This is a genomic window from Pseudomonas putida (assembly GCF_026625125.1).
Taxonomy (GTDB): Bacteria; Pseudomonadota; Gammaproteobacteria; order Pseudomonadales; family Pseudomonadaceae; genus Aquipseudomonas; species Aquipseudomonas putida_X.
The window spans coordinates 4,209,473-4,221,688 of the sequence record NZ_CP113097.1; the positions used below are offsets into that span (position 1 = coordinate 4,209,473).

Consider the following 12,216-nt stretch of genomic DNA (forward strand, 5'->3'; position numbering starts at 1 on the left):
AACCTTCGTAATGGTTATCGTCGGGTTTGCAAGTTGCTTTAGGGCTTTTCCAAAAAAAAATGCCATCACCACGCCACCCCCTTACAAACCGGGCTTTGCAGCCCTGCCGTGCGATATTTTCGCCAACCACAGAGTGTGATACAGATCACATTTCAGCGCGACGCCGCCTGCTCGATCAGATGCAGCAGCTCATATTCGAGGTAATCGGCCAGCGCCAGCCAGTCCTGGCGCTGCTGGGCATCGAGCATGGCCTGCATGACCACCGCCCCCGCTTTTGGATCGACCTGCGGCAATACCTCATCGAACAGCTCGACCATACGCAACGCCGCCTCCACATCCCGCCCAAGGCGTAACAGCGCGGCGCATTCGCGGGCCGCGCGCCCTTGATCGGCAGCATTCATGAACAGAACTCCGGATCGAAAGTGGTGCCGGCGATGTGCGCGCCGGCACGACTGGTGTTGTGGAACCGCACCTGGGGATGGCGCGCAATGAACCGCTCAAGCTCGATCAGGTAACTGCGGAAATTGAGCTGGGTACGCGCCCGCTGGCCATGGCCATCCAGCACCCAGTGCTGCGCCGCCGCAATCGCCGGGCCGAGTACGCCATCGTCCCAGCCTGTGTGGGTGCGACCACCCGGGAAGGCGAAATCAGCGCCGAAAAACGTAATGCGCACGGCCCCCATCTTCACAGCCAGGTCCGTAGCAGGGTGAATCACGCTTCCCCCAACGAACAACTCGGCGCGCGGTATGGCTTGGCGCACCTGTGCATACAGCGCACTGCCGGAATAGGCTGTGTAGCGTGGCCCACGCCAATTACCGAGCAGCTCGACGTCCAGCATCGGCATGTAGACCAGAGTGGTCGCAGCCGAGTCTTGCGGCGGCAAGTGATGGAGGCGGATTTTATGGTCGACACTGACCACGATGTCAGGCTGGATTCCGGCGCGCAGCAGGGGGATATAAGCGGTGTCGACGCAGATGAACAGTGGCCGCTCGGCCTGAGCGCGCACCCTTGCCAACGCAGGCAGGTGCCCGGCCAAGGTTGGCCCGGTGGCAATCACATAGCAGTCACGCCCGGCCTGGCTACCGAACAGCGTGGCCACATCGGGGTCGAGACGCAGCAATGGCAAACTGTCTTCGAGCAGCTTCTGCAAGCGCGGGTCGGCCACATCGAAAGCGCGATTGCTGTCTGCCAGGTGGGCCTCGCTGATCAGACGGTCGCGCACCTTCGCATTGAAGTCATCGGCCAGCACCCGTTCGGAAGGCAAGGCGAAGAACGGCAAGGCGATTTCCGCGCTGTCGCCGGCATAGGCCAGTTCGACGCGCGGGTCGGCAAGCCAGTCGGACTGATCCAGCAGTTGCAGCACCAGCTGGAACAGTGCGCCATTGAGCAGGTACACCTGCAACCGCACGAGCCCAGGCCGCTCCAGCAGCACACGCTGCAAGTCACCCAGCCCACTGCCATAGAGATGAAGAGTGGAACTGTCTTCAGGCAGGCTCGCGGCCTGCAGGCGAGCCTCGGCAATACGATCGTGACGACTTGTGAGCTGGATGCCACACACGCTCAGGGTAGACCCCAGCCCCTCCACCAGCTCGACCTCGAGCGCACTACACGCCTCGCCTTGCAGGCGCTCGTACAGTGCCGGCCAGCGGGCCTGCAGCACTTCAGCGTTACGCTGGAAAAACTCGCTCATGGGTTGAGCTTCCCTTACCTGCGAAACACCGAAGAGTACCCGACTGGCAGCGCTTATTCAGCCTTGTAGAGAACCGCCGAGCCCCACGACAGGCCGACACCGAAGCCGCTAATGGCCACGCGCTTCCAGGCACTGTCGAACATGTGTTTCTGCAACAGCAGCGGAACGCTCGATGACACGGTATTACCGGTCTCCAGCATGTCCTTGATGAACTTGTCGGCCTGGGACTTTTCCGGGTCTTCCTCGAAGCGTCGTGCCACGGCATCGACGATCGCCGCACTGCCCTGATGGATGCAGAAGGCGTCGATATCCTTGTTCTCCAGCCCTGACTCGCGCAGCAGCTCATGCAGATGCGCCGGCACCTTGATCAGAGCGAAGTTGAAGACCTGACGACCGTTCATGAAGAACTCGCCATCAGTCACCTTCAGGTGCGGCGCACCAGCACCATCGGTACCGAACTTCGCCTTGCCCAGTTGCCAGGTAGCGCCCTCACCCATCCAGGTGGCAGTGGCCGCGTCGCCGAACAACATGGTGGTATTGCGGTCTTCTGTGTTGACGATCTTGGAGTACGGATCAGCCGTCACCAGCAGGCCATTCTTCAGGCCTGCGGCTTCCATGAAGCCTTTGAGCGCGTAAATGCCATAGACGTAGCCGGAGCAGCCCAGGGAAATGTCGAAGGCCGCGACATGGGTCGGCAGACCGAGTTTGTGCTGGACGATGGCAGCGGTGTGAGGCAAGCCTTCCTCGTCACCGTTCTGGGTGACGACGATCAGCGCATCGATCGCCTCGCGCTTGAGTTGCGGGTTAGCGGCGAACAGGTTGTTGACCGCTTCGACACACAGATCGGAAGTCTCCTGCTCATCGTCCTTGCGCGGCAGGAAGCTTGCGCCGATCTTGCCGAACATGAACTCTTCGTCCTTGCCGAATTTCGCGCCTTGTACATAGTTGTCCAGGCCGGAAGCGGGCACATAGCTCGCGATGCTTTTAATGCCGATCATCATGGCTTCCCAATAAATAACAGCTCAATACCACCGCCCGGATGACTCGAGCGGCGCCTGAAGAACGGGATCTGCCGCCCAGGTGGAGTGGCGACAGGCAGGGTGGCAGGCGGCAATTGCACACCTGCCCCATTAACGGTTACAGAAGGAGATGCCCGCTCTGACCGATAGGTCACGAATATTTCAAGACAATCGCATATTTTGCCTGGCCGCGTCACGTCGTCATAGCGCTTGCGAGTTTGCCATGCAGGGCAAACCTGGCCCCGGCTGGAGCCAACTTTCAGTCGAGCAGTTGCCAGTCCAGGGGCGTACCGCGCTTGAGTGGTTGCCTGGCCTTGCGGCCAAGCACCGCATCGAGATGGCCTGGCGCCAGCCCCAAACCTGGGCGGATGGCGCGCACGTTGCTACGGTCGAAGATCTCGCCAGCAGCCATGTCACGCACTACATACAGCGAGCGGCGGAAACGCCGCGAGGCCTCCTCGGCCTGGGTCGCGCCATAGTGCACCCGCCCCAGCGACTGCCAGGCACGCTCGGTTTCCAGCACCAGCGCTGCCATTTCCTGGGGTTCCAGGGAAAATGCCGCATCCACGCCGCCATCGGCACGGTCAAGCGTGAAGTGCTTTTCCACCACCGTCGCCCCCAGGGCCACTGCCGCCACCGCAACCCCAACCCCCATGGAGTGATCCGACAGCCCGACCTGGCAACCGAAGAGCTCGCGCATGTGCGGGATGGTCAGTACGTTGCTGTTCTGCGGGCTGGCCGGGTAGGTACTGGTGCACTTGAGCAGTACCAGGTCGCGACACCCTCCTTCGCGCGCCACCCGCACGGTACGTTCGAGTTCCGCGAGGCTGGCCATGCCGGTGGAAATGATCATAGGTTTACCAGTGGCCGCCACTTTGCGTATCAGCGGCAGATCGGTGTTCTCGAAGCTGGCGATCTTGTAGGCCGGCACATCCAGGCTTTCGAGGAAATCCACCGACGTTTCGTCGAACGGCGTGGAGAACACCAGCATGCCCAGTTCACGAGCGCGCTTGAAGATCGCTGGGTGCCACTCCCAGGGGGTATGGGCCTTTTCGTACAGCGTATACAACGATGAGCCAGACCAGAGGCTGTTCGGGTCGGCGATGAAAAACTCACCATGCGCCAGGTCCAGGGTCATGGTGTCGGCAGTGTAGGTCTGCAGCTTCAGCGCATGGGCGCCGGCGGCGGCGGCCGCTTCGACGATCTCCAGTGCCCGGGCCAGCGACTGGTTGTGATTGCCACTCATCTCCGCGATCACCAGCGGTGGCTGGTCCGGGCCGACACAGCGGTGCCCGATGTTGAATCTGTTCATGGGCTACTCCTGGAATACCCGCTCGAACGAGCACGGCGACTGAGCGAAGCCGGCACCCGCGAATAATTGCAATGACGCCTGATTGTCGGGCAGCACCTGGGCCTCGATCGCACGCAGGTCCGGCCAGAACTCACGCACGCAGGCCTCGCCACGGGCGAGCAACGCTCTGCCCCAACCCAGCCCGCAACGCCCCGCGAAGAGATACAACGACACCTTCGCCCGCTGCCCGGGCAAGCGGTCGTAGCGAACACAGCCCACCGGCCCGTCGGCTGTCTCGGCGATCAGCAGCAAACGCTGCCGATCAGCCAGCGTAGCAGCCAGCCAGGCCAGATGCCCCGCCCAGTCCAGCTCCCGCGCCTGCTGCGAACGGCGCCGTACCTCAGGCGCGTTGCGCCCGTCGAACAACAGCCGCGCGTCTTCACTGCGAGCCGGACGTAGCGCAAGCCCTTCCCCCAGCAAGGCCACCGCCACCCGCTGCGCCCCCAGGCCATCGACCAGTGCCCGACTGCGCTCGGCGAAGCTCTGGCGCAGTGCCTGATTGATCAGCAACAGGGCAATCGCCTGGCGCAGCGCAGGCACCTGGACCTGCCCAGCCTCCCCCAGGTAAAGGTGCATGCCCGCCCGAGCCATGGCCTGGGCATTGGCCCGCTGGTTGTCTGCCACGCTCACGCACAGGCTCGGCAAGCCCAGCGCGGCGCGCTCCCAGGTAGTACCGCCTCCGGCGCCGATGAACAAGTCTGCCGCAGCCATCCGCATTGGCAGATCGTCGACATAGTCATGCAGCTCCCAACCCGCCCGCGCGTTGCACAACTGGGCCAGCAACTCACCCTGCCGATGCCTGAGCCCAGCGATGCAGGTGACCTGCAACCCTTCCAGCCCGGACAGCGCCTGCAAGGTCTTGGGCAGCATGCCAGCCACATCGTAGCCACCGAAACTCACCAGCACCCTTCTTGCCTGCAGGGGCGGCGATATCGCCACCCCCTGAAACGCCGGCCCCACCAGCGCATAGCGTGGCCCCAGCAAGCGCCGGCACTCCGTTGCCAGCCGCGGCGCGTAGAGCGCCTCGCTGGCACTGAAATTCTGATCCAGCAGCAGGTCGGCGGCATGATCACGATCAGCCAGGTCATCGATGACCGCGATGCGCCGGGCGAACGCCCGGGCTGCCTGCTCCCAGCGGGCGTCCAAGGCGTAATGATCGACGACCAGCCAGTCGAATCGGGCCTGTGCCGGCAGCACATCACGCAGCGCCGCGACATCCGCAGCCCAGGGTTCGATGCCCGGTTTTTCCTCGCGCTGCGGCCATGCAAAGACCTTGAAACCCTCCTGCTCGATGGCGGCCCGGCGATGACCGTCAAGCAGGCAACAGGCAAAGCTTACCTGCGCACCGAGCTCTCGGAGGGCCTTGCCCAGCGTCAGGCAGCGCGCCGTGTGGCCGACGCCAATCGATGAAGAGGCATCAGCACGTACCAGCACCTTCATGGCGCCAGCTCTCCGCCAGCCCTGAGCGCTGCGTACAGGTACTGTGCGCGCAACCAGTCTTCCTCGGTGTCGATGTCCTGAACCAGATGCCGAGGGATGATCACTGGCAAGCTCCGTTCGGAATGAAGAGCCTCGTTCTGCAGCCAGGCCTGCACCCGCCCCCAGTAAAATTGGCCGGCATCCTGATAGGCCGGCGCCAGGTCCTGAGACCGGGTATCACGATACTGTGGATATAGAGGTACCAGCGCACCTTGGTCATCGAGTGATAGCGCCCGCTGGACCGGGAAACCGAAGCTGCTCACCGAAAAAGCGAAAGAGCGCTCAGGGTGTTGCCGCAACAACGCCAACCCCTGCTGCAAGTAACGCTGCTGTACGAAAGGCGCAGTGGCGTAGATGCAACAGGCATGGGTCAGGACCTGGCCTTGGCTGGCCAGCTCCTGCAGGGCGTGGCTGACCACGGCCTGGGTGGTGGCATGATCGTCAGCCAGGTGCGCCGGCCGACGGAACGGCACCTGTGCACCGTATTCCCGTGCCACCGCCTCTATTTCCGGGTCGTCGGTGCTGACCACCACCTGTTCGAACAAGCCACTGGCCAGTGCCACGCGGATCGAGTGGGCAATAATCGGCAGCCCTGCGAACATCTTGAGGTTCTTGCGCAGGATCCGCTTGCTGCCTCCACGGGCCGGGATGATCGCGACACTGATTTCCATTCGCTCAGGCATGGACGCAGCCCACCGGAACCTGCAGCAACCCACGCAGACTGTCGATCACATGATCTTGCTGAGCGTCAGTCAGCTCTGGGAACATTGGCAGGCTCAGGGCTTGGGCATAGTAACTTTCAGCCTGCGGAAAATCGCCCGGATTGAAGCCCAGATCGCGGTAATAGGGTTGCAGATGAATGGGAATGTAATGAAGGTTGACCCCAACTCCTGCAGCCCGCATACCATCGAAAATCTCCCGGTGTGAACCCTGGAGACGATCGCCCTTAAGGCGCACCACGAACAGATGCCACGCAGATTCGGCGCCCTGCTGAGGCGCCTGGACGCTCACGGGCAGGTCAGCCAGCAAGCGCTGATAACGAGCCGCCAACTCACGGCGACGGGCAAGGAACGCATCCAGCCGAGTCAGTTGAGACAGCCCCAGGGCAGCTTGCAGGTCGGTGATGCGATAGTTGAAGCCCAGTTCAAGTTGCTGGTAGTACCAGGCGCCATGGCTTTCTTCGGTCATTTGACCCGGGTCACGGGTGATCCCATGACTGCGCAGCCTGCGCAAACGCAGGGCCAGATCCGCACGCGCGGTAAGCACCATGCCGCCCTCGGCCGTGGTGATGATCTTTACCGGGTGAAAGCTGAACACCGTCATGTCGGCATATTCGCCACAGCCGACCGCCTTACCCGCGTAACGCGCGCCGACCGCGTGGGCAGCATCCTCGATAAGGGTAAAGCCATACTGCCGGGCTAGCGCCGCGATCGAACGCATGTCGGCGCTTTGCCCGGCAAAGGCCACGGCGACTACCACCTTGGGCAGGCGACCTTCCCGGGCGGCCTGCTCAAGTTTCAGCGCAAGTGCTTGGGCGTCGATAGTCCAGGTGTGCGGGTCGATGTCGACGAAATCGACACCCGCACCGCAGTAGCGCCCGCAGTTAGCTGATGCAACGAAACTGATGGGGCTGGTCCACAGCCAGTCCCCGCTCCCCAGGCCGGCGGCGAGACAGGCAAGGTGCAGCCCCGCAGTGGCGTTGCACACAGCTACCGCGTGCGTTGCGCCACAACGCTGGGCGATGCCCTGCTCGAAGCGCTCGATCAGTGGTCCCTGAGTCAGCCAGTCGGATTGCAGCACCTCGACGACCGCGGCGATATCAGCCTGATCGATGCTCTGCCGACCATAGGGGATCATGCCGGCAACCCTGCGTGCAGGTCTGCCAGCTGGTCTACGGTGAGGAAGGCGGGATTGGTATCGGAACGGTACTCGAAATCCTCGGCAACCCAACGCCCGGTTTCACCCACGCAATCGACCGCAAAATCAACATCCGTATGGTTGAAACGGATCGACGGAACGATGGTGAAATGATCACCAAACTCGAGGGTCATCCGCGCATCGTCCAGTGGGATCATCAGTTCGTGCAGCTTTTCCCCCGGGCGGATGCCGACCACGTTCTGCGGCAAGTGCCCGGCCATGCCGCGGGCCAGGTCGACGATGCGAATGGACGGGATCTTGGGCACGAACACTTCCCCCCCGTGCATGCGGGCAAAGCTGTCGAGCACGAACTGTACGCCATGGTCGAGGGTGATCCAGAAGCGCGTCATCCGCGGGTCAGTGACGGGGAGCTCGCGGGCACCCTCCTCGATCAGGCGCTTGAAGAATGGCACCACCGAGCCCCGGGAGCCCGCCACATTGCCATAGCGCACAACCGCAAAGCGGGTGTCCTGTTGGCCGGCAAAATTGTTGGCGGCCACGAACAGCTTGTCGGACAGCAGCTTGGTCGCACCATACAGGTTGATCGGGCTGGCCGCCTTGTCGGTGGACAGTGCGACGACCTTCTGCACGCCATTCTCGATCGCCGCGGCGATGATGTTTTCGGCACCATTGACGTTGGTGCGGATGCATTCGGTGGGGTTGTACTCGGCCGCGGGCACATGCTTGAGCGCGGCGGCATGAACCACATAGTCGATACCGCGCATGGCCTGGCGCACGCGCTCGGCATCACGGACATCGCCCAGGAAATAGCGCATGCACGGCGCGTTGAAACGCTGCTGCATCTCATACTGTTTCAACTCGTCGCGGGAGAACACCACGACGCGCCGTGGGCGGTAGCGCTCAAGCAACCGCTCGATGAAGCGGCGCCCGAACGATCCGGTCCCCCCGGAGATGAAAATGGACTTGTCGTCGAACATACCTGGTTCCTAGGGGCGGCGCCGTCAGCTGACGAAGGCGCCCGATTGCACTGTAAGGCAGGGCGCACAGCGTACAGATTTCTGACTCGCGCCCCCAATGAACCAGCTCGAAGCAAGATGCAGGCCAGTGCCGCGTCAGGCGATCAGCCCGGCCCAGTCCAGTGCCGCCTTGCCGGGGGCAAGCACCTGGCTTTGGACTGTACCTTGCCACTGCGCCGACCATTTGGCGCGCAATGCCGCCAGCGCCGCCTCGTCCTCGGCGACCACGCCGGGGTGAATCACCTGCACCTGTGGCGTCCAGACTGTCAGCAGGCCGGCCGCGGCTGCTTTCAGGCACAGGTCGACATCACCATGGGCATGGGCGAACGTGGTTTCGTCGAGCCCCTCCAGAGCACGGAAGACTTCGCTACGGACCATCAGGCAGCTCGCCGAGACCGCTGGACAGTTCTGCTCGACCGCCAGCCGATTCAGGTAACCCATGGCATTTGCGGCCTCACCGGCAAAAGCTGGCGCAACTGCGCCTTCGGCGTCCAGCAGCAAGCCCGCCTGGGCAAGCTTGCCGTCAGTATCGAGCAGCTTGGCACCGACCACGCCTACTTCCGGACGCTGCGCCTGGTTGAGCAACGCTTCGATCCAGTTGGCATTGACCACTTCGGCGTCCGCCGCCAGCAATATCAGGTATTGCCCCTTGGCCTCGGCACTGGCAGCGTTGCATAGCGCTGCCGCGCTCAGGCGCTCGGCACTTTGCAGCACGCGCACCTTGCCAACTTGCTGCTGCGCCAGCCATTCGAGCAACTGCGGTGACTGACTGGCGTTGTCGGCGATCAGTACCTCGTAGCGCGCATAGCGAGTGCGCTGCAGGATGCTCTTCAGGCAGCGCTGCAGTTCGTCCAGATTGTCCTCGCTGCGCAGCACGATGCTCACCAGCGGCCGCTCGACATGCCTGTAGTCGATACGCAAGGTGCCAGGCAGCGGCGTACTGACCTGGGCCTTGTAGCCCCGGCCGGCCAAGTGTCGCATCAAGGCCTGGCGGGCATGCTCGCTGTCCTTGGCCTGCGGTGCCGGGGTGATCAGCATCGGCTCGTCGAGATGGGCCAGCCCATTGAGGCCGCCCTGCTCGATCAGGCGCAGCAGCAGGTCGAACTCCAACGCCTCGGCAAAGTCCTTATCGAAGCCACCCGCCTCCACCAGCACCTCCCGACGCAGCAGCCAATGGCGTGCCATCAGCGCGGGATTGGCCTGCAGCAGGTCCAGGTTTACTCCCGGGCGCAGCAGCTCTCGCCAGGCACCATCGGCCTGTTGCTGGATCTCGTCTACCGCGACCGCGCGGCAATCGGGAGCGTTCAGCAGCTCGAGGCTGGCGCGCAAAAGACCGGTGGCGGTGAAACGGTCACCCGCCTCAGCCAGCAACAGCCATTCGCAGGCCGTCTGCCGGGCGATCTGGTTGATCCGCTCGACGTAGTCTTCGCGGCTGACCTTGATGAAATGCAGGGTGTTCTGCAGCGAGGTGGCCACAGGCGGCTCGCCTGTGGTGAAGACCATGATCCGGAACGCCTTGCTCAGGCCGCCCAGCAGGCTGTCGAACGTGTCCTGGAGTTTGGCCATGTTGTTGTCCAGGTCCAACAGCAGGATGCCGAACTGCGGCCCCCCCTGATGCAGCGCCAGGTGCTCGTTGATGGTCGCTAGCGCGGCGGTGTCCGGCTTGCGCGCCTCCAGCCAGTCGAGCAGGCGACCCGAATGCATGCTCCCAAGCAGTTCGCGACCGCTTTGCTTCAATACGCCTTCAAGCCGTGCCAGCCAAGCGAACAGCGCCTCGCTCTCCTCGGTCTCATCACTGTCACGCAGGTGTCCGGCCAGGTGCCGCACCACCTCACGGTTGAACGCGTTGCACTGCAGTGCCTCCCACAAGCGGGTACGTACGGTGCCCGAAGTGTCGCTGGGCTGTGCCAGCAGCAGCTGTTCCTGGCGCAATAGCAGCGGCTCCAGTTGCTGCAACTGCAGGCGCCCGGCCGGCATGGCATGGATCAGAAACTCCAGTGCCGTAAGCTGATCGAAGAATGCCTGGTTGTAGAACGGCATTTCCACGTACTGGGACGGCTGGAAGGTACGCACCGGCGGGTTCAGCGGGTCTGTCCAGCTTGACTCCCAGATCAGCTCCAGGGTCATCGCCCGGCCTTTGAACAGCCCCTCGGCAGTGACTGCAAAGCTGTCCAGGGCCAGCTGGCGCCGCGCCTCGTGGTCCAGCCCCTCGATGGCGGTCGGCAGGCCGGCAAGGAAGTCGGCGAACTGTTCGCGCTCGGCCACCGACTTGGCGTCGGTGAAGGCCAGCACATGAATGACCTCGGTCTGATGCTCGGAGACACCGTAGTTGGTTTCACGTACCGCGTAGGGGATTGGCAGGATCCGCGCTTTGGCGTTGGTCAGCAGGAAGTACGCGTGGCCGATCTCCTGCCACTCGAAGCTCGTGCCCTCGGGCAGCAGCTCAAACCACTGGCGCAGCAATGCAGTGCGGGTGACAGCGAAGAAAGGTGGGATGAACTCACCCATGTAGTCCAGCAGGCGCTGTTCAGCGCGCGGAGCGTTGTAGTCCTCACGGACCTTCTTGTTACGCCGGTAGTACTTCACCTGGGTGGCTTCGGCCAGGTAGTTCAGACAGTAGCCATGGCACAAGCCGTAATCGGGGTTGGCCTCAAGGAAGTCCAGCGACTGGTTCAGCCCGTCGTACAGCAGGAAATCGTCATCAGCGGCGAAGGCCATGAACGGCGTGTTCACCCGGCCCACACCATAGGCCAGCTTGGCCTGGAAGCCCTGGTAGGAAAACTGTGGCAGGTGCAGGTACTCGACGCCGGGGTACTGCGCGGCCATCACCTCGGCAGATTCGCTCGAGGAATCCAGCACGAGGATCGAGCACCGATAGCCGCTGTAATACTGCAGCGTGCGCTGCAGGAACGCCGGCCGGTTGTGCGTCATCAATACCAGCGTGAACCGCTCGCGCAGTGTGGCTGCCTGGTCTGCCGAGAAATTGCCTTGCATAGTCTTACCCACCATTGGCGTTGCCGCCGAAGAAATCGAACTCTGTTGAATGTCTCAGCGAACCCGGCGCAGGTAGCCGTCCGGTGCCACGGTGACCAGCAGCTTGTTCTGCAGCTGATAGTCGATTTCGAAGCTGTCGTTACCCTTGAGGTATTCCCAAACTGCGGTCTTGGGGTTGTCGCCAGGCCCCCACGGGCGATCGGGGAAAAAGTCTGCCGGCATGTCCTCGACCACGGTGTCCATCACCACGCAGTAACTGCCCACGGCCACCAGCGGCGCATACAGCTCCAACTCCTTGAGCACGTGCTCATGCGTGTGGTTGGAGTCGAGCACCAGGACGACCTTCTTGCCTTCGGCAAGCGCCCTGACCTGCCCGGCGATGTCGGCATCGATGCTCGAGCCTTCGATCATGCGCACGCGCTTGCTCATCGGGTGCGCCTCGATGGCCTGGCGGTTGTGCGGGCGGATGTCGATGTCGATGCCAAGCACCTCACCATGGCCCTGCAGCTCCAGCAGGGAGGCGTAGTAGAGGATCGAACCGCCGTGAGCGATGCCGCACTCGATGATCAGGTCAGGCTTGACCTGCCAGACGATCTCCTGCATCGCCATCATGTCCTGGGGCAACTGGATGATAGGCCGGCCCATCCACGAAAAATGGTAGCTGTACTTGTGCTCGGCGGACTTGTTGAAGAAGTCGCGAGACAGTTGCTGCAGCTCCTTGTCTTCGCCCTGGGAGGCGATCTGCGCGTTGCACTCGGCTTCGAAGGCTTTGATCGGCGTGTCGGTCAT

At 62.9% G+C, this 12,216-nt stretch carries 10 protein-coding genes; all 10 read right to left on the bottom strand.

The genetic code is table 11. The annotated features are described in order from the left end of the window. Positions 1 to 152 precede the first annotated feature (152 nt). Complete coding sequence (locus OSW16_RS19355; RefSeq protein WP_241804586.1) at positions 153 to 401, bottom strand: hypothetical protein; 249 nt, start codon at positions 399 to 401, stop codon at positions 153 to 155. Then, the gene (locus OSW16_RS19360; RefSeq protein WP_267817724.1) at positions 398 to 1,690 is read right to left on the bottom strand and encodes a motility associated factor glycosyltransferase family protein; all 1,293 of its coding nucleotides are present in this window, start codon (positions 1,688 to 1,690) and stop codon (positions 398 to 400) included. Before OSW16_RS19360 ends, OSW16_RS19355 begins: the two co-directional genes overlap by 4 nt. 53 nt (positions 1,691 to 1,743) lie before the next feature. Beyond that, complete coding sequence (locus tag OSW16_RS19365) at positions 1,744 to 2,688, bottom strand: ketoacyl-ACP synthase III (protein WP_119689077.1); 945 nt, start codon at positions 2,686 to 2,688, stop codon at positions 1,744 to 1,746. 280 nt (positions 2,689 to 2,968) lie between these two features. Beyond that, positions 2,969 to 4,021, bottom strand: coding sequence for a pseudaminic acid synthase (gene pseI, locus OSW16_RS19370; protein WP_267817729.1), 1,053 nt, complete (start codon positions 4,019 to 4,021; stop codon positions 2,969 to 2,971). Between the two features lie 3 nt (positions 4,022 to 4,024). Next, positions 4,025 to 5,500, bottom strand: coding sequence for a UDP-2,4-diacetamido-2,4,6-trideoxy-beta-L-altropyranose hydrolase (gene pseG, locus OSW16_RS19375; RefSeq protein ID WP_267817731.1), 1,476 nt, complete (start codon positions 5,498 to 5,500; stop codon positions 4,025 to 4,027). Then, positions 5,497 to 6,222 (bottom strand): pseudaminic acid cytidylyltransferase, encoded by a 726-nt coding sequence (gene pseF, locus OSW16_RS19380; protein ID WP_267817733.1) that lies wholly within the window; start codon positions 6,220 to 6,222, stop codon positions 5,497 to 5,499. The genes pseG and pseF overlap by 4 nt, the downstream gene beginning before the upstream one ends. Further along, positions 6,215 to 7,396, bottom strand: coding sequence for a UDP-4-amino-4,6-dideoxy-N-acetyl-beta-L-altrosamine transaminase (gene pseC, locus OSW16_RS19385; RefSeq protein ID WP_267817735.1), 1,182 nt, complete (start codon positions 7,394 to 7,396; stop codon positions 6,215 to 6,217). Before pseC ends, pseF begins: the two co-directional genes overlap by 8 nt. Beyond that, positions 7,393 to 8,394: a UDP-N-acetylglucosamine 4,6-dehydratase (inverting) gene (gene pseB, locus OSW16_RS19390; protein ID WP_012315541.1), complete on the bottom strand. Its 1,002-nt coding sequence runs from the start codon at positions 8,392 to 8,394 to the stop codon at positions 7,393 to 7,395. Before pseB ends, pseC begins: the two co-directional genes overlap by 4 nt. A gap of 135 nt (positions 8,395 to 8,529) precedes the next feature. Next, positions 8,530 to 11,427 (bottom strand): TIGR00180 family glycosyltransferase, encoded by a 2,898-nt coding sequence (locus OSW16_RS19395; RefSeq protein ID WP_267817738.1) that lies wholly within the window; start codon positions 11,425 to 11,427, stop codon positions 8,530 to 8,532. A gap of 54 nt (positions 11,428 to 11,481) precedes the next feature. Next, the gene (locus tag OSW16_RS19400) at positions 11,482 to 12,216 is read right to left on the bottom strand and encodes a cephalosporin hydroxylase family protein (RefSeq protein WP_267817740.1); all 735 of its coding nucleotides are present in this window, start codon (positions 12,214 to 12,216) and stop codon (positions 11,482 to 11,484) included.